The sequence below is a fragment of the Pantoea sp. X-Soil-ISGK-275 genome (assembly GCF_059730795.1).
Window position 1 is genome coordinate 2,553,882 of the sequence record NZ_AP035976.1, and the last position, 19,416, is coordinate 2,573,297.

Annotated in this window: 20 protein-coding genes; 9 read left to right on the plus strand and 11 right to left on the minus strand. The window is 49.5% G+C overall.

The window, feature by feature from the left end:
- Positions 1–186: 186 nt before the first annotated feature.
- The 3 genes from AC6I8A_RS11965 to AC6I8A_RS11975 all read right to left on the minus strand — a co-directional run bounded on the left by AC6I8A_RS11965 (position 187) and on the right by AC6I8A_RS11975 (position 6,883).
- Complete coding sequence (locus AC6I8A_RS11965; protein ID WP_497818553.1) at positions 187–4,407, minus strand: FkbM family methyltransferase; 4,221 nt, start codon at positions 4,405–4,407, stop codon at positions 187–189.
- A gap of 152 nt (positions 4,408–4,559) precedes the next feature.
- Positions 4,560–5,453, minus strand: coding sequence for a flagellin N-terminal helical domain-containing protein (locus AC6I8A_RS11970; RefSeq protein ID WP_497818554.1), 894 nt, complete (start codon positions 5,451–5,453; stop codon positions 4,560–4,562).
- Positions 5,454–5,747: 294 nt separating this feature from the next.
- A protein-coding gene (locus tag AC6I8A_RS11975; RefSeq protein WP_497818555.1) for an IS3 family transposase occupies positions 5,748–6,883 on the minus strand; the annotation gives its coding sequence in 2 pieces (ribosomal slippage) (positions 5,748–6,628 and positions 6,628–6,883; 1,137 coding nt in all).
- Positions 6,884–7,283: 400 nt separating this feature from the next.
- Between AC6I8A_RS11975 and fliD the strand changes: the two genes are divergently transcribed.
- From fliD to fliT, 3 genes are read left to right on the plus strand one after another with little or no spacing between them, the layout of a single operon-like run.
- On the plus strand, positions 7,284–8,729 hold the full coding sequence (gene fliD / locus AC6I8A_RS11980; RefSeq protein ID WP_497818556.1) for a flagellar filament capping protein FliD: 1,446 nt from the start codon (positions 7,284–7,286) through the stop codon (positions 8,727–8,729).
- A gap of 11 nt (positions 8,730–8,740) precedes the next feature.
- Entirely contained in the window at positions 8,741–9,148 is a 408-nt protein-coding gene (gene fliS / locus AC6I8A_RS11985) for a flagellar export chaperone FliS (RefSeq protein ID WP_497818557.1), read from the plus strand.
- Positions 9,148–9,501 carry a flagella biosynthesis regulatory protein FliT gene (fliT, locus tag AC6I8A_RS11990; protein ID WP_497818558.1) on the plus strand — a complete coding sequence of 118 codons (354 nt, stop codon included), beginning with the start codon at positions 9,148–9,150 and terminating at the stop codon, positions 9,499–9,501. The genes fliS and fliT overlap by 1 nt, the downstream gene beginning before the upstream one ends.
- Before the next feature lie 128 nt (positions 9,502–9,629).
- On the opposite strand, the gene yedD is transcribed toward fliT, so the two are convergent.
- On the minus strand, positions 9,630–10,097 hold the full coding sequence (yedD, locus tag AC6I8A_RS11995; protein WP_497818559.1) for a lipoprotein YedD: 468 nt from the start codon (positions 10,095–10,097) through the stop codon (positions 9,630–9,632).
- Between the two features lie 195 nt (positions 10,098–10,292).
- On the opposite strand from yedD, the gene AC6I8A_RS12000 reads away from it, so the two are divergent.
- From AC6I8A_RS12000 to AC6I8A_RS12010, 3 genes are all read left to right on the plus strand, one after another.
- Positions 10,293–11,837, plus strand: coding sequence for a methyl-accepting chemotaxis protein (locus AC6I8A_RS12000; protein ID WP_497818560.1), 1,545 nt, complete (start codon positions 10,293–10,295; stop codon positions 11,835–11,837).
- Between the two features lie 8 nt (positions 11,838–11,845).
- Positions 11,846–13,138, plus strand: a complete 1,293-nt coding sequence (locus AC6I8A_RS12005) for an ABC transporter substrate-binding protein (protein WP_497818561.1) — start codon at positions 11,846–11,848, stop codon at positions 13,136–13,138.
- Positions 13,139–13,309: 171 nt separating this feature from the next.
- The gene (locus AC6I8A_RS12010) at positions 13,310–13,633 is read left to right on the plus strand and encodes a DUF6388 family protein (RefSeq protein WP_265297582.1); all 324 of its coding nucleotides are present in this window, start codon (positions 13,310–13,312) and stop codon (positions 13,631–13,633) included.
- A gap of 195 nt (positions 13,634–13,828) precedes the next feature.
- On the opposite strand, the gene iraP is transcribed toward AC6I8A_RS12010, so the two are convergent.
- Positions 13,829–14,122, minus strand: coding sequence for an anti-adapter protein IraP (gene iraP, locus AC6I8A_RS12015; protein ID WP_061717593.1), 294 nt, complete (start codon positions 14,120–14,122; stop codon positions 13,829–13,831).
- Positions 14,123–14,185: 63 nt separating this feature from the next.
- On the opposite strand from iraP, the gene AC6I8A_RS12020 reads away from it, so the two are divergent.
- On the plus strand, positions 14,186–14,425 hold the full coding sequence (locus AC6I8A_RS12020) for a DinI-like family protein (protein WP_008105373.1): 240 nt from the start codon (positions 14,186–14,188) through the stop codon (positions 14,423–14,425).
- 20 nt (positions 14,426–14,445) lie between these two features.
- Here AC6I8A_RS12020 and AC6I8A_RS12025 read toward each other — a convergent pair whose 3' ends face one another.
- From AC6I8A_RS12025 to AC6I8A_RS12040, 4 genes are all read right to left on the minus strand, one after another.
- Complete coding sequence (locus AC6I8A_RS12025; RefSeq protein WP_256696743.1) at positions 14,446–14,712, minus strand: hypothetical protein; 267 nt, start codon at positions 14,710–14,712, stop codon at positions 14,446–14,448.
- A gap of 156 nt (positions 14,713–14,868) precedes the next feature.
- Positions 14,869–15,207, minus strand: coding sequence for a hypothetical protein (locus AC6I8A_RS12030; protein ID WP_497818562.1), 339 nt, complete (start codon positions 15,205–15,207; stop codon positions 14,869–14,871).
- A gap of 82 nt (positions 15,208–15,289) precedes the next feature.
- On the minus strand, positions 15,290–15,619 hold the full coding sequence (locus tag AC6I8A_RS12035) for a hypothetical protein (protein ID WP_497818563.1): 330 nt from the start codon (positions 15,617–15,619) through the stop codon (positions 15,290–15,292).
- On the minus strand, positions 15,600–15,989 hold the full coding sequence (locus tag AC6I8A_RS12040; protein WP_008105381.1) for a hypothetical protein: 390 nt from the start codon (positions 15,987–15,989) through the stop codon (positions 15,600–15,602). The genes AC6I8A_RS12035 and AC6I8A_RS12040 overlap by 20 nt, the downstream gene beginning before the upstream one ends.
- Positions 15,990–16,136: 147 nt before the next feature.
- Here AC6I8A_RS12040 and AC6I8A_RS12045 point away from each other — a divergent pair, with 147 nt between their 5' ends.
- Together AC6I8A_RS12045 and AC6I8A_RS12050 are read left to right on the plus strand one after the other, a co-directional pair.
- The gene (locus AC6I8A_RS12045; RefSeq protein WP_265297570.1) at positions 16,137–16,781 is read left to right on the plus strand and encodes a helix-turn-helix domain-containing protein; all 645 of its coding nucleotides are present in this window, start codon (positions 16,137–16,139) and stop codon (positions 16,779–16,781) included.
- Positions 16,782–16,901: 120 nt separating this feature from the next.
- Positions 16,902–18,113: a diguanylate phosphodiesterase gene (locus AC6I8A_RS12050; RefSeq protein WP_265297567.1), complete on the plus strand. Its 1,212-nt coding sequence runs from the start codon at positions 16,902–16,904 to the stop codon at positions 18,111–18,113.
- Positions 18,114–18,145: 32 nt separating this feature from the next.
- On the opposite strand, the gene AC6I8A_RS12055 is transcribed toward AC6I8A_RS12050, so the two are convergent.
- A complete protein-coding gene (locus tag AC6I8A_RS12055) occupies positions 18,146–18,853 on the minus strand; it encodes a YnfC family lipoprotein (RefSeq protein WP_293793272.1) in 708 nt (235 codons plus the stop codon).
- Positions 18,854–18,978: 125 nt separating this feature from the next.
- Complete coding sequence (fliE, locus tag AC6I8A_RS12060) at positions 18,979–19,290, minus strand: flagellar hook-basal body complex protein FliE (RefSeq protein ID WP_008105389.1); 312 nt, start codon at positions 19,288–19,290, stop codon at positions 18,979–18,981.
- Positions 19,291–19,416: the final 126 nt, after the last annotated feature.

The following is a 19,416-nucleotide window of genomic DNA, read 5'->3' on the forward strand; positions in this document are numbered from 1 at the left end:
CGGGGTTATAGGGTGGTGAGGGAAATTAGAGATTAACCGATCACCCGATTTGCATTACGGCAGCAGAAAAATCTCATTCTTTTGCTGAGAGCTTATCATGTGACTTATTTTAGCAGTGACTGGTTGTCTGATTAAAACGCCCTTTAAACCCTAAAGGGCGTTTGATAAATCATCTAGTTTACGAAATTAACGCTGCTTCTCAAACAAATACGTTGCAGTAGCGTTGAAACGCTTCGTTGCCAAATAACCAAATTTGGAAAGGAATAAAGATATGGCCTCAAATTCTGGCGGCGTACCTGCTTCGGCATAAATTACAGGGCTATGCCGCTCTAATGTTTGGACCGCACCGCCCAGCACTTCCATTTCCATTCCTTCAACATCGATCTTTATGACAGAAATAGAATTTTCCGGTTCATCCTTCACCATTGAATCTAACGTCGCGATTCTGATGCCACCACTCTCACTCACTTGCAGTTTTGTCATGCCTATGTTCTTGGCATCCACCGCACCCAGTTTGGCTGTCGTTTCATAACTGCCTAAGCCCATTTGGAACGCTGTAACCTTGTGATTCAAATGATTTAGCGCGATATTTGTCGACAGCGTGTTATAAACCTCATTTTGAGGTTCAAATGACATGACCTTTTTCGCACCGCAGAACAGGCCAAAATAGACAGAATGATTTCCAATGTTCGCACCAATATCGAGAATCGTTGAACCCAGTTTAGTTCTCGCCGCAATATCCGCCAGCATTTCAGGTTCATAGAAACGCCGATTAGACTTAATGACGTTTTGGATAAAATCTTGCTGATTAGGCAAGTTCATATGAACTAATTTTTTGTCGTGAGCGAAAGTGAATGTATTAATCATTACAGGCAATTCATCATTAAGCTGATGCGCATCCTCACTGATGAATCCATAGTGTGAAATCATCTTAGCGATGTTTTTATCATTCTGACCATTCGATAGATTGCTGTGCCAAAGTGCATCATCCGAAGTACCTTTCCATTCGCGGACATCCATTTCACCACCTACAACCTTAAATTTAGCGCCATTCAATCGACACATCCAATAAAGCCATATATCGTCTGTTTGAGGTGCCAATTTTTCAAAAAGCTTCTCATCTGTTACATCATGGTGGAAACAGTGAGGCGGGTACAATGTACCAAATCCAGTCGTCGGGAATATCAGCCCAGAACGAACGGAACTGTCAGAATATTGCCATTCCCAATTTTTATAATCTACTGGCATTCCAGCACTGTCAATGCGCGCTTTGTGAGCACGATAGGCAACGACTGTTTTATAATCACCGTCCCAAGCCGAGACAATTTTCTCTAACCAGTCAGACTGATATGCCAAATCATCATCCGCTGTGACAATGAATGCATTAGCATCTTCAACCAACATAGGGACAATTTTTTTATACGACTTAATATCATCGCAATACCTGATTTCGATTCCTTTATGACTAAAAACCGTAATCTTATTAGGCAACAATGCTCGTTCAGACTCAGCAATCCAAAGGATAATTCTGTCAGCCTTTAAGGATTGCTTTAATAAACAATCTAACGTCAAGTGCAGTGTGGAAAAACGTTTTTTATATGAAGTTAGGCTCACAACCAACTTATTTGGGAGTCCATGTTTTTTGCTGTTCACACTATTTAAATGTAACAAACTGCTATTTGAAGACACTTCATTAAGATAAATTTTTGCACGTTGGGGGGAAATCGCCAACAAAATTCGCGCTGCTTCATCATGTAAGCGATAGCCCGCATGTAGAATGAAAGCTAATTTTTCACGTTGTTCATTGTTCAATGAGACCTGGCGGTCTCTAGTAGGAATAAAAAGTAATTGCGCAGAAACCATTTTTGAAGATGGTAATGGTTCGTGACCTTCAATAATAACATCTTCTGCATAATTTATTTCATTAAATGAATGGAACATAAAATCATGAAGATAGAGAGCGTTACAAATTTCATCAAAACTCATTTGGTCTTGATGTGTTGCTTCAAATCGAAACTGTATCGCTAAAAGCAATGTGCTTTTTAATATACGTGCACCATGCTCAAATATCTTGCGCAAATTAAGACGATTATCAAGATTGAACCACTCTAAACGATCAAGGCCATGTATGGCATCAAGTTTTGAGGATGGAATTTCAAGCTGAGTAATGACTTTATATGCAGCCCATTCGCTTTGGTTAGAATCTTGAGCCAGAGTCTTAAGATCGCTACTATAACGTCCGTCAAGACACATATACACTGATGTATCCTCACCATCACCTAACACATGAAGTTTGATATGTTGCAATGATTTTTTATTCAAAGGAAGATGGTTTTCCTCAACCTCTCCTAGAGCATCCATAACAATACTGTATATTGCATCAGTTGCGCTAAGGTTAATAAACTTATCACTACGGCTAAGAACAGCACCGTAATCCATCATGACAATCTTGCCATTTAGTTGAAATTCAAATCCATCATTCTTGATAACTTGTTCGGAATTAGTATTTTCAGTTGGGTGGATTAGCGCTACAGATGATAAATCATCTGTAAATTTTGGTGGCTCGTTTGCACTTAAGGATAAAGCTCCGGGTGCTTTACCTTCACAGTGACGCTGCCAAATTGCACGCATTGAATCAGAGAATCCTTGTGCGAATCGCTTACCGTCACAAACCGGTGAGGTTAATAGAATGTCTCGCATATGTTGCCGAATGAAACTAAGACTATTAATATCGTTTGTTAATCCGACCGCAATATCAATATATTGCTGCGCATTCTCCGCCACCAACTCAGCCATTCCTGCATGAACTAAGTGAGAAGCCGAATGCCGACCAGCAAAAGTTGGTCCCGGCAAAGAAACAACCGGTACACCCATCGCCATGGATTCACATGTAGTGAGACCGCCTGAGTAAGGCCACGGATCAAGTGCAATATCAACTTTGTTGTAACTTTCAAGCAATTCTCGATGTGGTGATGCGCCCTCTAAAATAATTCTATCACGTGAAATACCATAAGATTGGAATGTCGTTAGAATACGCTCACTCAATGATTCATTGATAAAGTTAAAGCTTTTTAGGAAAAGTCTCGAGTTATCAACCTGATTCAACAAATGAGCCCAAAGCTCAAGCAATGAATTATTGATTTTGGAAGCATTATTAAAACATCCAAATGTAATATAACCATTCTTTGTTACAGGAGGAGAACTTAGTGCAGGTAAGTAGTAAGGAGGATCATAGCAAATATAATCACATGGCATTCTGATTAACTTTTCAGTATAAAGATGATCTACACCTTCAGGTGTTTCAACATGATCGCTTAGCAAATAATCCATATTTTTGATACCTGTACTGCTAATTAGTCCGCCAACCCATTTTATCTGGATTGGTGCTACACCTTTTTGGAAAATTTGCATGCGACTGTTAGCATTATAGCCGCAAAGATCAAAGAGGATATCAATTCCATCTTCTTTGATAATTTTTTCGACAGTGCTATCTGACAGACCATCAATAATCTGCCACTTTTTACAAAGTCGCTGAATTTTATCAGTTACATGATCTTGCGTGAAATTCGTGCTGTATGCATAAAAATCGATATGTTCAGGTGGGACATGTGACAAACCTAAAGTAATCATGTTTCCAACCGGATGAGACCTGAATCCGTCTGAAATCATCCCTATTCTTAAAGTCTTATTTGACATTAGATCTTTAGAGATTGTACGGATTGATTCTTCGGGGAGTTCAAATTTTTCTTGCCAACTAACGCAAAGTTGCAAGATATCTTCAGCTGATTTTGAAGGGTTATAATGAGAACCTACGATGTGGTTAAAATACGTGATAGGGTTAGATGTGGTCAGTTCACAACTGCGTTGATACGCTTCTTCCATACGTTCAAAGTCTGACAGATCTTGGAAAATCATACCCATATTATTCCAGTAAAGCCAATTAGTAGGGTCTTCCTTGGCTAAACTTTCAAATGCACTTAATGCAGGCTCATATTTTTTTAATTTTTGTTGTATCGTGGCTAATAATGAGCGCAGTGGACGAGAGGTTTCATTGTCAAGTTTAGAGATTGCATTAATTAAAAAGACCTCAGCTTCATCAAGACGATCCTGCCGATAATACAGATTTCCTTTAGCGAACAATGCTTCATCATAATTGGCATTTATGCTTAGAGCTTTGTTCAAACTCTCATCAGCATTGAAAAAGTCCCCTACTTTTTCCTGCGCACGGCCGCATACCACCCAAAGTAGAGGATTTTGGTCGTCTCGGCTTAATAATTCTGTAGTTAGCGCCAATGCCTCAGCTGGTTGCTGCGCTAATAAATCAACAGCTCGTTGAATTTTTATCTTATCTTCTGGAAGGGTGTTATTCCGATTTAAAGAAACTTGATGAGAAGAGGTCTTTTTCATATGCGCACTTTATCGTTAATGAGTTCCGCAGTAAGTCAGAGACCCGCCTCCGACATACCATACCTGGTTCTCAGTTTATAAAATGCAAAAAAAAATAACGGGTGTAATACCCGTTATTTTTAGTGCTAATTAAGCGGATTACTGTTTTATACTTACTGCAGAAGAGACAGCACGCCTTGTGGAACCTGGTTAGCTTTAGACAACACTGAAGTACCAGCCTGTTGCAGGATCTGCGCACGGCTCATGTTAGAAACTTCAGTTGCGTAGTCAGCATCTTCGATGCGGCTCTTAGCAGCAGTGATGTTAGTAACAGTGCTGTTCAGGTTGTTAACGGTTGATTCGAAGCGGTTCTGGCTAGCACCTAATGAAGAACGCAGTGAGTCAACATCAGAGATTGCTTTATCGATTGAAGCCAACAGACCAGAGCTAACTGTAGCTGTTGCTGAACCTGAAGTCGTTGCTGCGCTGTAAGCAGACAGAATACCACCCGTTGCCGCGCCAGTAGAAGTTTCGCTAATGCCACTCAGGCCAGAAACACCAGAGAACAGAGTAGAAGAGTCGATTTTCTTCAGGCCAATTCCGATAGTTTCGTTATCGTTAGAACCAACTTGGATGTTCAGAGTCTGGCCAGTTGTCAGAACTTTGATGCCGTTGAAGCTGGTCTGAGAAGAAACACGGTTGATTTCTTTAACACGGTCAACGATTTCGTTGTTAATTGACACCAGGTCATCAGCAGAGTTGGTACCGTTGTTAGCCTGTACGGTCAGCTCACGAATACGCTGTAAGTTGGTGTTGATCTCGTTCAGTGCGCCTTCAGTGGTCTGCGCCAGAGAGATACCGTCGTTGGCGTTACGTGAAGCCTGAGTCAGACCTTTAACCTGAGAAGACATACGGTTAGCGATTGCCTGACCTGCAGCATCGTCTTTCGCACTGTTGATACGCAGACCAGAAGACAGACGCTCAATAGCAGTGCCCAACTGGGACTGAGATTTGTTCAGGTTGTTCTGAGTGGTCAGTGACAGAATGTTGGTATTGATAACGCCCATGATATAAGTCCTTAATGAAGTTTAGGTTTCTTGAAACACGCTGTGGCGTATCTCGCAGTCAAAAAGGGTATCGGCACACTTTTGAAAGGCTTTAGAAAAAAACTCAAAATAATATAAAATAGCATTCAATCAATAAGTTACCTTTATTTCAATTCACTTTTCATTGTCATGCCAGTGCCATTTTGGCCCTCAGTGCCGCATTGTTTCTCCTCTTCATGGTTCTCTGTTTTTCACTTGTGGAACAATTTGGTATGGTTTCTGGAGTGACCCCATTCCCGTAGACATTCGCTGTCCTCACGACGAGGCCTTTTCGAAGGCCTCTGGACTGACGCCTCCCAGGTGGCTGTGGCGTCGGGTCCGGTTGTAGAACACTTCGATATAATCAAAGATATCAGCCCGGGCCATGTCCCGGGTTCTATAGATCCGCTTTCTGATGCGCTCTTTTTTTAGCGAACTGAAGAAGGATTCTGCCACTGCATTATCCCAGCAGTTGCCGCGCCGGCTCATGCTGGGTGACAGGTTATTAGCCTGGCAGAACCGTCGCCAGTCATCGCTGCCATACTGGCTTCCCTGGTCGCTGTGTACGATAACGGTTTCCTCAGGCCTTCGTCGCCAGACGGCCATCAGAAGAGCATCCAGCGCCAGTTCGCGCGACAGTGAGGGTTTCATTGACCAGCCCACCACATTGCGGGCAAACAGGTCTATGACCACGGCCAGATACAGCCAGCCCTGCCAGGTCCGTATGTAGGTAATATCCGTTACCCAGACCTGGTTCGGTTTAACGACTGTGAACTCCCGCTGTACCCGGTTAGGCGCGATGACTGACGGACGTCCCCGTGCTCCTCGCGGGATTTTATAGCCATGTACGGCCTTGATTCTGTTCTGCCGCATAATTTTCGCTACCCTGTTTTTACTGCATACCTCCCCGATTTCTCGCAGGTCACTGTGGACCCGCCGGTATCCATAAACGCCGCCACTCAGGGTATAAGAGTCGCGGATAAGCGTCAGCAGCCGCTGATTATCCTGCTCTCCAGTTGATACCGGGCAGTGGAGCCAGACGTAAAAACCGGAACGGGCAACCTTCAGACCCCGACACATCAGTGTGATCGACCAGACCTGACGGTGATCGTTGATGAAGCGGTACTTTAGTCGGGCTCCCTTGCAAAGTACCGCGCCGCCTTTTTCAGGATATCCCGCTCCTCCTCAGTTCGCTTGAGTTGCGCTTTCAACCGGAGGATCTCCGTCCGGGCATCCAGCAGATCCTGCGCCTGGTGCCCGCTGGCATCAGGTTTTATAGAGCGGATCCATTTATAAAGGCTGTGTTGCGAGACGCCCAGGCGTTCAGATACGTCGGCGACGGAATAGCCCCGCTCGGTGATCTGGCGGACTGCTTCTTCTTTAAACTCAGGGGTAAATCGTGGTGTGCCCATAGACTCCTCCTATGCTCAAAATATAGGGCAGATTTGTCTATGGGCTCGGGGTCACTCCACTATGCTCAAAATATAGGGCAGATTTGTCTATGGGCTCGGGGTCACTCCATTCACGCAATATTAGTGTCGTAGTTTATTGCGCATTCTTTGAACACCACTTCACCACATGAACCTTTAACAACATTCACTGCTCATTTGTTAAATGATGCGCAATAAATTGCACAACTTCGGGATTTTTTCCTTTGTAGTAATCCGCGTTTATCGCTGACCGTTCGCGCTATCGTCAGAAACGAGAATAAATCTCGCTTCAACTCTACCAATTAGGAAAAATAAACAAGAGTAAACTTCTGCTCCAACTTGCCGATAAAACCAGAACATTTAATCGTTCGAGGAACGTGTCATGGCTTCGATTAGCAATCTGGGTGTGGGTTCAGGTCTGAACCTCAGTGATTTGTATGACAGTTTAGAAACGGCTGAAAACTCAAAACTTACAACAATCACGACGCAACAAACCAAGTATCAAAGCAAGATTACCGCGATTGGTCAGCTACAAAGCGCATTGGCTTCACTGCAAACTGCGACGGATAAATTAAAAAGCGTTGATACTTTCAACGCGACCGCCGTCACCAGCAGCAATACCGCTTTCAGCGCAACGACAGCAAGCAGTGCGGTCGCCGGTAGCTATAGCATTAATGTTAGCCAGATTGCCGTAGCGCAGACGCTGATTTCACAGCCGATTACCGATGCTTCTAAGCTGGGCAGCACAATCGGCACATCACGCACTATCACGATTTCACAAGGTAGCGGTGATCCGGTCAACATTACATTGTCAGACAGCGAAACCTCGCTTAGCAGCGTGGTGAAGGCCATTAACAACAGCGGTGCTAACGTCTCTGCCACTACCATTAAAGGCAGTGACGGTAACTATCGTCTACTGCTGAATTCAAAAGAAACCGGCACGGATAATGACATTACGTTGACGGTCACTGGCGACGATACTTTGCAAGCGGCGATTGGCTATGACAGCACGGCCAGCAGCAATGCGATGTCAGTGCAAACCGCCTCGCAAAATGCCAAGTTAACAGTCAATGGCATTGATGTTGAAAGTGACAGTAACACAATCTCCGATGCGCTCGAAGGCGTAACGCTGACGTTGAAAGCGAAATCCACCAGCGATGAGTCATTAGTCGTTGATAAATCGGTTGATTCGGTGAAAACCGCAATTACAAACTTTGTGACCGCTTACAACAAAGTGCGTTCGGTGATTGGTAGTGTGACCAAGTACACCGCCGTTGATGCCGGTGCCGATCAATCGACCTCGAATGGTGCATTGCTCGGTGATAACACAGTGCGCACGGTGGCGAACCGTTTGAGCAGCCTGTTGACCGAAGCACAGAGCGGCGGCAGCTTTGCCATTCTGGCGCAGATGGGCATTACCATCGATCCCTCTGTATCCGCATCAGGTGTCACCGGTAATTTGGTGATTGATGACACTAAATTGACAAATGCATTGACCAGCAACGCCCAATCTGTTTCTCAATTCTTTGTGGGTGATGGTGAAAAGACCGGCCTTGGTACACAACTGAGCAGTACTTTGAGCACCATGCTGAGCACTAGCGTTGGCAAAGAAGGTATTATTAAAACCGCCACCGACGGTTTCAACACTCAAATAGATGAGTTGGCCGATCGCTACACCAAGATGCAAGCTACCATTGAAGCCACAATGGCACGTTATAAAACACAATTTACTCAACTCGATACGTTGATGTCGCAGCTGAATGCCACATCATCTTATCTGACGCAGCAGTTTGCCTCGACAAGCAGCAGCAGTAGCAGCAGTAGTTAAGGAGCAACGTAATGTACAGCCAGTCAGGTGCCAGCACCTACGCGCGTTTGGGCGTCGAAAGCGCTGTAATGAGCGCCAGCCAAAACCAACTCGTGGTGATGCTTTTCGACGGTGCGCTGAGCGCTATTGTTCGCGCGCGCTTGTTTATGCAAGAAGGTAACATTGAAGGCCGCGGAATATCCCTATCCAAAGCGATCAATATTATCGATGGCGGTTTGAAACAAGGGTTAGTGGAAAATGCTGGTGACGAGTTAGCCGATAACCTGCTTTCTCTGTATGACTACATGATCCGTCGCTTGGTAAGTGCCAATCTGCACAATGATGTGGGCGCAGTGGAGGAAGTTGAAGGTCTTCTGCGCAATATCGCTGATGCCTGGAAAGAAGTCGTACAACCTAAACACCTTCAGGACGCCGTTTAATGAATATTGCACCGTCACTTGTCACCGTTTACCAACAGTTACTCGACCTCAGCCACGGAATGCTGCGTTTGGCAGCAGACGGCGAATGGGATGATTTGATTACCAAGGAAGTGGACTATGTCAGTGCGGTGCAAAGACTGGCGCAAACAACCGAAGCCGCCGCACCGTCGCGCCAGCTGCAAGAGCAGCTGCGTCCGGTGTTACGCCATATTCTCGATAATGAGAGCGAAGTGAAACGTCTGTTGCAGTTACGTATGGACGAATTGACGCAGCTGGTGGGCCAGTCATCGATGCAGAAATCGGTGATGAGCGTGTATGGCAAGCAAGGAAGCGTGTATTTGCCGCAGGGTTAAATTTAGGACTCTGCGCGCTGATGCCCTCACCCCGACCCTCTCCCACAGGGAGAGGGAGATGCTGCAATATGCCAGATGGGCTCGATCGGTTCCCTCTCCCTGTGGGAGAGGGTTAGGGTGAGGGAAAACTACTTCTGCGTCGCCGTCGAAACCGGGCGCATAATCTCTGGCTCGATATCCTGAATCACCGCGTCGTTCGGACGCTTCGCCACTTCTTCCAGCGCTTGCTGGCACTCAACGGTTGGACGATCCACTTTACGCAGTCTCAACCCATCGTAACGCAGCTCACCGTTCTCCAGCACCAGCGGCATCACGCGCAACTGGCGCGTCACGTTGACCCAATCATCGCCCAGACGGGTTAATTTGCCCGGTTTGGCAATCACGCGCTGCCACTGACGGCAATCCAGCGTGTCGCCTTCGGCACCTATAATCAGGCTGCCCATCGCTTGCTTGCTGATCAGCTTGCTTTGCGGGCCCACGGTTTGCCAGTTGCCTTGCAGCTCCAGCGGCGCCGGGGTTTTCACCGCCTGGTCATAATTGCTGATCTGCGCACAGCCACTCAGCGCCAGCGCGGCCACTATCATCCACTTTTTCATTCTCGGTCCCTACACTCGCATCAATGGCGGCTACGTTATAATTTTTCCCGCAGGTTGCGCAAGGTATCTGCTGCGCGCCACATGATTTTCCTCAAGCTGCTCACTTCTGCGCCGATAACTCTTCTGGAGTTAAAAGTGCCTGTAAAAACAATAATGACCGATTACACACTCACCTTCGTTACGGAGAATCCCGTTATGCGATTGACCCTTCGCGCGCGTCTGACATCGATTGTTGGCCTGCTGTGCATTTTACTGATTGTTGCCGCCATCTGGGGAATTATTGGCCTGCGCGCCGCCGACCAACGGGCGCAAAACGCCTACCAGAATGAGCTGTTACCGCTGCAATATTCATCCCGCCTGTACCGCATGGTGCAGGAACAGTCCGCGACCCTGTTCGATGCCCTGCGCTACTGGACCGACAGCAGCGAAGTGGAGAAACGTCTGGCGCGCATCGCGCATTACGGCGAGCAGATTGCGAAAGACCGTCAAACCTGGCAGCAGCTGGCGTTTGATGCACAAACCAAACCACTCAGCCAGCAATTCATCACCCATCTCGACGGCTGGCAAAGCGCGCTGAAAGATGCCGGAGAACTGCTGAAGGGCGGCAACCCATCCGGCGCGCTGGTGGTGATTGAAACCCGCCTGCGCAGCGGCAGTCAGCTGCTGCAACAGGACATCGATCAGCTTGATGCGTTAATGCGCCAGCATGCAGAACTCACCTATCGGCAGAGCAACAGCGATTACCAGCTGGCGCGTAACAGCCTGATTATCATTTTGCTGGTCGGGCTGAGCGTGGCGCTGGTGTTCGGCTGGCTGCTGATCCGCTCGATCAACCGCTCGATTGCTCAGGCACGCGAGCTGGCCGAATCGATTGCGGCTGGTGAACTGAACCACGATATTGGCAGCGTTTCACGCGATGAGATGGGCGAACTGATGCAGTCGCTGCTGCGCATGGATGTGCGTCTGGCGGAGATCGTGCGCGACGTGGGCGAAAGCGCCACTGCGCTGAGTGATGCGGCGCGTCAGATGGCCGACGGCAATGACGATCTCTCTGAACGCACCCATTCGCAGGCCAGCTCGCTGGAACAGACCGCCGCCAGCATGGAGCAGATGACCGCCACGGTGAAACACAACGCCGATAATGCCGCGCAGGCCAACGAACTGGCCACCGATGTGCGTCATCAGGCCGAACGCGGCAGCAGCGTATTGCGTGATGCGGTCAGCGCGATGGAGGAGATCGAATCTTCCAGCAAACGCATCGCCGATATCAACCGGGTGATCGATGAGATCGCCTTCCAGACTAACCTGCTGGCGCTGAATGCGGCAGTCGAAGCGGCACGCGCAGGCGAACAGGGACGCGGCTTTGCCGTGGTGGCATCCGAAGTGCGTCAGCTGGCACAGCGATCCGCCGGAGCCGCGCACGAGATCAAAGCGTTGATTGATGCCAGCGTCGGCAAAGTGGAAGCCGGTAGCGCGCTGGTGCAGCGTTCTGGCGCGATGCTCAATGACATCAATTTGGGCGTGGCGCGCGTGGTGGATATTGTCGGGGAAATCGCCGTGGCCAGCCGCCAGCAATCCAGCGGCATCGAACAGGTCAACACCGCTGTGATTCAGATGGATGGTGCGACGCAGCAAAACGCCTCGCTGGTGCAGGAAGCCAGCGCCGCCAGCCAGACTGTTAGCGAACATGCCGGATTGCTGGTGGAGAAGATGGCCTTCTTCCGCCTGCAGCCGCGCTAAGGAGCGACATGATGCGTAAATTTCTCGCGATATTACTCGCCACGCCGCTGCTGAGCCACGCGGCGACCACACTGAATATCGCCACCATCGCCAACGGCAATATGACCATCATGCAGCAGCTCGCCACGCGCTACGAACAGGAGCATCCGGACGTCAAACTGCAATGGCATGTGATGGACGATGGCGCATTGCGTCAGGCGGTGCTGTCGGCGATGAACAGCGGCCAGGCGCAGTTCGATGTCATCACCGTCGGCACCTATGAAGCGCCGCTGTGGGGCGAAAAAGGCTGGCTGGCGCCGCTGAATAAGCTGCCCGCCGATTACGACAGCGATGATCTCATCACGCCGGTGCGCAAAGCGCTGTCGTTCAAGCAAACGCTCTACGCCCTGCCGTTCTACGGGGAAAGCAGCATGACCTACTACCGCAAGGATCTGTTTGCGCAGAAAGGGTTAACCATGCCGGACAATCCCGACTGGACCGATATCAAGAACTTCGCCGCCAAACTCACCGACGCGCAAAAAGGCATTTACGGCCTGTGCCTGCGCGGCCAGCCTGGCTGGGGCGATAACGTGGCATTCATGACCACCATGGCGAATGCCTATGGCGCGCAGTGGTTCGATGATAACTGGCAGCCCACGCTCAATTCGCCGGAGTGGCGCGAAGCGCTGAGTGATTATCTGCAGGTGGTAAAGCAGGATGGACCGCCGGATACGGTGAAAAACAGTTTCGGCCAGATTTTGCGTCTGACCGCGCAAGGCAAATGCGCGATGTGGATCGACAGCACGGTAGCAGCCGGTTTGCTGGTTAATCCGCAGATCTCATTAGTCGCCGACAAGCTGGCCTTTGCGCCTGCGCCGGGCGGCATCACACGTAATGGTTCGAACTGGTTATGGTCGTGGGCGCTGGCGGTACCGGCTAACACGCCGAATCGCGAGGCGGCGATAGCCTTTATTAGCTGGGCGACATCCAAACAGTACATTCAGCAAGTGGCCGATACCGTCGGCTGGGGCGCGGTGCCGCCCGGCAGCCGCAATTCCACTTATCAGCAGGCGAGCTATCAGCGTCTGGCGCCGTATGCCGCGCAGGTACGTGCGGCGATTGATTCGGCGACCGTCGAGCAGCCCACGCTCAACCCTGTGCCTTATCAGGGCGTGCAGTATGTGAGCATTCCCGGATTTGACCAGATGGGGAACGCCGTCGGGCAGAATCTGGCGGATATGCTGAGCGGCAAACTGACGCTGGATGAGACACTGGCGAAGAATCAGCAGGACGTTACGCAAATTTATCAGCAGTTACATTGATGTTGTGGTCACCATAAATGGCGACCCTACGGGATTTGTAGCGAGTCTGGTTTTGTAAGGTGCGCATTAATGCGCACCTGGTTGCCACGAATATCGATCCGGCAGCGGAATCCTGACAACGCAGCTTGCGCGCGTTACACTAGCGCGCAAGTTGATATGCAGGAACACCGAATGAAAACCCCAGAAGAGTATTACGCTCAGGCACGCACGATGTTTTTCACCGCCCACCCCGATTTCCAGTCCGCCCTGGATGAACTCACCGAAAGCGATGCACGCCAGGCGAATTTGTCATTAGCGCAATTACGTGATTGGCATGCAGAGCGCATTTATGCAGCATTTTTGCGTCAGAAGAAGCTGGACGGCATGCTTTTTTCCATTCAATTGGCGGAACCCGATAAAGCCGTCGCTGCGGATGCCATTGAAAAGTATCTGAAATCTCACGCGGAAGCATTAGGCATGACGTGGGAAGAGTTCTGCATCAAAAACGAGTTGTAATCGGCCACGTACTGTAACGGCATCAAAGATACATCGCCAACCACACAAAATGTTCAGGAAAAAGTTGTACAAGTTGAGAAAACTTGTATAACTTACTCATCACGACGTCAGTCGTAGATTGTCCTTGAACGAATGGTGCTGTTGCACCGCCTCTGGAAGTGTTGCTGGATTTCCACTTCCAGAGGTCATATTTTTCTACCCTTCCCGCTCGATCCCTTTGACTTCGATATAACTCGCCACCGCCAGTAGACGATTGACGTGGGTTAGCAGCAGATCCACATCCGACTGTAAAAACTCCTGCGACGCGCGCGATGCGGTGACGATCGCCTCCTGCACCGTGTCGGAAATGGTCAATGAGTTATTCTCTTTTGCCTGAATCAGTAGCGCCGCGATCAATAACGACTGCGCCTCAACCTGCGCCACCAGCTCTTTTGCTTCCACATCCATTTTTGCCATTTTCAATAAGATATCGATAACCAGTTGGCGCATATTTACCCCTGTTTTTATTTACAGTACTATATCGCACCCGATCCAATGAATGGAACGACCCTGATGTTTGTGGAGTTGATTTACGATAAGCGTAACGTGGCTGGATTACCGGGCGCACGTGAGATGATTTTGCAGGAGTTGGAAAAGCGTGTACAGCGCGTCTTTCCCGATATTGAGGTACGCGTCAAACCAATGGAACGTAACGCCATAGATACCGATTTGAGCAAGAACGATAAAGCGACGGTTGCGCGGATTGTCGAAGAAATGTTCGATGAGGCAGAAATGTGGCTGGTGGCCGATTAGGCCACCAGTGCGTCAGAGGCTTAGCTCTCCTGCTCAGCATTGTTGATGGCGATTTCCAGATCCTGAATCGCCTCATCAATGTCATCCAGCAGTTTACCTTGTTTGTTTAGCAAGGTGTCGAAGCGACCCGCGTATTCGGTGTCTTTATATTCACCCGCGTCAAACGCCAGCCAGTGGGCAGACAGCGTCTCAGTGTTAGTCTGCGCGTAGTGGCGCATCTCTTTAAGCTGGGAGGTGACATCACGCAGGTAGTCAATTTTGGTTTTTACAATTTCTGTATCACTCATGCTATCTTCCTTTTCGCTTAATAAGACGATTTAAATAACGCTTGAAGGGTTAATGATAGTGCAAAATATCGAAGCTGCCTTAGGAATAATCGGAAGTGACTAAAACCCGTGAGTAAACAGGGGACATCCGGGTCCCCGATAATGCAACCTCAGGCATTACAAATATTTCCTCGCCAGCTCAATCAGCTCATCCTTCGCGGCATCACCCAGTTTTATTACGCCCTGCTCGACAAAGCTAAACGCGCGGCCGAAATCCTTCACGCCTTCTGAGAACGCCTGACTGGCGTCATGGCTCTGCGTCGCTGCGGCGGCTGGCGGCGCGTCGGCTGCAACGGGAGCAGCAGCTTCCGGTGCGCTGGGCGGCGCTGCCTCAGCTGCAGCAACAGGCGCAGCCTCCACAGGTGCCGCAGCGGGCGTAGCCACTTCGTTGGCGAAATCTTCCGCAGGTGACGATGAGAGGGTGCTGGTTGGATTGATAACAGTTTGATCGCTCATAATGCTCTCCTTCTTACTGAATAAAGATCGCAGTCGGATAACAGCGGCTGCAATCCACGTGGTGATAAGCATGATGCCCTCTTTAACGCTTGGGTTGAGGTGGCAATTTATCTCCTTCAGCCGGTTTCCCCTTATCCGCAGGATTGCTGATTGGGTGCTTCGCTATCCCATCGAGTTTGTTTTGCAGCGCAACCAGCTGGCTGGTGAGCTCCGCCACGCGTGCTTCGCGCCGTTCTGAAATCGTTCGATATTGCTGTCGAATCTCCTCAACGCGCTGATTGGCGCTGTTGCTAACGAACAGGAACAACACCGTCATCGCCACGCACATCAGCGACAGCATCAGCAGAAAGCCGCCGAAGAACAGTTGGCGTCGATGGTTTTTCACTACGTACTCACTGTTTATCTGCATCATCACGACTCTCCTCCAGAGTGGTAATCAGTTGATTCACCTGGCTGCGAAACTTGTCGCTATGCTCGGTTTCGGTGGTCGCCAGTAAAATACTCAGGGCGTTTTTGATCAGCCGCAGATCGGTTTCCAGCGAAGAGATTCGCCGCAGGTTTTTGTCATGTCGGACGCGCAACTCATCGTTTTCCTGACGCATCAAGGCGTGACCCTCTTTGAGCAGCATCACCTGTTCTTTGTAGCTGGTGATGATCTCTCCGCCGGCACGATTGCTGGTGACGATAGCGGCGATCCCCGCCATTAACGGTTTCCAGAACACAGCTGCTGCGCCGCCGCCGAGAAGCAACGCACCTACGCTGGTGACTAAACTACTTTCCATGCTTCACCTCTCACCCCTGGCAAGGGTTGTGCCCCATAAGCACGCTGACCACCCTTGCCAGCTTCGCGGTCAACGCCTCAATTTAAGTTTACTTTAACTCATGAATTTAAGTATACTTAAGTCGTTCCTTCAGGAGATGTCAAGACGATGAAAAAAGAATCTTCCGGTGAGCGCATCCGGGCACGACGTAAAGCACTACAGTTAACGCAGCAGGCGCTGGCCAAAAGCATCGGTGTATCGCATGTGGCTGTATCACAATGGGAAAAAGAGGAAACCGTACCGCGTGGCGAGAATTTGCTGCGGCTGGCGGAGTGGCTGCAATGCACTGCAGCGTGGATTATTGATGGGGATGGCGAAGTGTTTGCCACCCACGCTAAAGCCGCGCCGGTCACGGCGGTGCCATTAATTAGCCTCGCGCAAGCGTCAGCGTGGTTAGGCGAGCAGCGTTTATTGTTGAAACAGCAAGCAACGCGCTTTCTCTACAGTGAAAGTCAATTAGGCGATGGCGCACTGGCGGTCACGGTGGAAGACCACGCAATGCAGCCGGATTACCGGCCCGGTGACAGTGTGATCTTTGATCCAGATGTTCAACCGCAGCCGGGCGATGTGGTTTTGGCGCTGGTCGATGGCGTGGCGCTGATGCGGATTTATCGTCTGCAAACGCAGCAGCAGGCTGAGCAAATCTTCACATTGCGCGCGTTGAATAATGACTTTCCGCAGCTGCATTCGGCGGAATCGGCGCTAGAAATTATCGGCACGCTGATGGAGTTGCGACGTTACCGAAGCGGCTAGCCGCTTCGCTTAAGCTGTTATAATAAAAAAAGTTTAGCCTGATCGCGGTAAGCTATGGACAGACCCCGCAGTAAGGCTGCTAATCTAGTCGCAAAATAATAAATTATCCGGACAATCTCGATGCTCACCACAATTATTTACCGCAGCCATCTGCACGATCACGTGCCAATCAAAACGCTCGAAGATATGGTTGCTAAAGCCAATAGCAAAAACAAAAACTTCGACGTTACTGGCATCCTGCTGTTCGACGGCCTGCACTTCTTCCAGCTGCTGGAAGGACCGCGTGAGTCCGTTCAGGGCATATACAAGCGTATTTGTCAGGACGCACGCCACCATAATCTGGTGGAGTTAATGCACGACTTCGCGCCCGAACGCCGTTTTGGCAAAGTCGGCATGGAGCTGTTCGATCTGCGCGAGCATGACAAAGACACTGTGCTGCAAGCAGTGCTGGATAAAGGCACCTCGCGTTATCAGCTCACCTACAAAGATCGCGCGCTGCAGTTTTTGCGTACCTTCGTGGTGGCGCGCGACAAAGAGAACTACTTCGAGATCCCGCCAGCCAATACCTGGGAATTTGTTCCGGATAATGAATGGCAGAACGATCTGGATGGTATCGATCAGAGCCTGCAGGATTGCCGCTTTGCTTTTCAACCTATCATCGATCCCTTCGCGCGCCGCGTCACTTCGTTTGAAGCGCTGATCCGCACGCCAAACGGTGGCTCACCCGATGAGTATTTCTCCGCGTTTGGCGGCGAAGCGATTTATCACGCGGATATTCAGTCGAAACGTCTGGCGTTTAACGTGGCGAGCAAACTGGGGATTGGCGAGCATCGTCTGTCGATCAATCTGCTGCCGATGTCACTGGTGACGGTGCCAAACGCGGTGGAATTCCTGCTTACCGAGATCAACGCCAGCGGGCTGGTGCCGCAACAGGTGATCGTCGAAGTGACCGAAAATGAGATCATTTCGCGCTCGGATGAATTTGCTGCCGAAGTGAGAAAGTTGAAAGCGGCGGGGATCAGCCTGGCGCTGGACGATTTTGGTGCCGGTTTTGCTGGCTTGTCGCTGTTATCGAAATTCCAGCCGGACAAAATCAAAATCGATCGCGAGATTATCCGCGATGTGCATAAAAGCGGCCCGAAGCAGGCGATCATGCACGCCATCATTAAGTGCTGCGCATCGCTGGAAATCGCGGTGATTGCCGAAGGTGTCGAACAAGCCGAAGAGTGGATGTGGCTGGAAGCGGCGGGTATCAGTCAGTTCCAGGGTTTCCTGTTTGCGCATCCGCTGTTGAATGGATTCCCGGCAGTGGCGTGGCCTGAGATTAAATAGTGTGGTGGTCGCCATCAATGGCGACCCTAAAACTAATAATATGTCGCCTCGATATTGCCATACTGCTTATCCACCACCTCGCCTACTGCGTCGGTGGTAATAATGTCGCAATAATAGGGAACATCGTTTTTATATTTGCAGACATTGCTGACGGTTTTAATCTGGTTATTACGCTTCACCGTGGTGACCACGTCGGAAATCTTTTTCTTATCTTCTGCACGCACTGCAGTAGCACGGGACACTTCCGTTCCGGCCTGAGTAATACTCAATACCGCCATTTCACCCGCGCTGTTATAGGCGAGATGAAACGCTGCATCTGAAGCGGGCGATGAGATTTGTTCCACCAAGCCCTGTTTGTTATAGGCAATATCCACGGTCATGCTCGGCGTGACTTTCTTCACCATGGCGCAGTTTTTATCCAGCGTCACCACTACGTCCTGACCATTCTCGCTGCCTTTTAATGTGTTGCCGTCGCGCGCAACCTCAATCACTTCGCCCTCTTTGCCCACCGATTTAACATGCGTTGGACAGCCGTTATGATCGAAATCGACATTCACTTCAAAGATTTGCTGGCCGTCGGCGGTGAACAGCGTTTGATGGGTATTTTTGACTTTTCCGGGTAGCGCTTCGAATTGATAAAGATAGGCAAAGTTTTTCATTTGCGGATAATAGGTCGCGTCATCCTTGTCACATCCTGCAAGCAGAATGATGGCGACTAAAAACAGCAGGGTTTTCTTCACGTGAGAATCCTCTTCTCATAATAAGGCAGCGCGTTGGGCGGTGTATTCACTGTGATGCAGCGACCGTTCCGCCTGAGATAAAACCATCACCGCGCTGAACTATACTTGAAAGAAACCCGAAAAAACTACACCTGCATACTCATAATATCGGTGTAAGCCGACACCAGTTTGTTTCGCACCTGCACACCCATCTGCATGGAAATAGAGGATTTTTGCAGATCGACCATCACATCGTTTAACTGGATGCCCGGTTTACCCATTTCAAAATCCTGCGCCTGAGCGCGCGCCGTTGTCTGAGTTTCGCTGATCTTGTCGAGTGCTGCTTTCATGGTGGCACTAAAATCGACCTGATTGGTGGATTCCGCCTGCTTACCGCTGGCCTGCAGAGACGTCATCTGCAGCTGCTGCAGCACACCCTCAATCGCCTGAATTGACATTGCCTGACCCCTAATGAAGACGTGATTAAATTTTCACGATGAGAAAGTTAACACACTGTCAATAGGACAAAGGCGCTAAATGACCGCAAAAAACCCGGCTTATCCACCCATCGATGAGACCCGAAT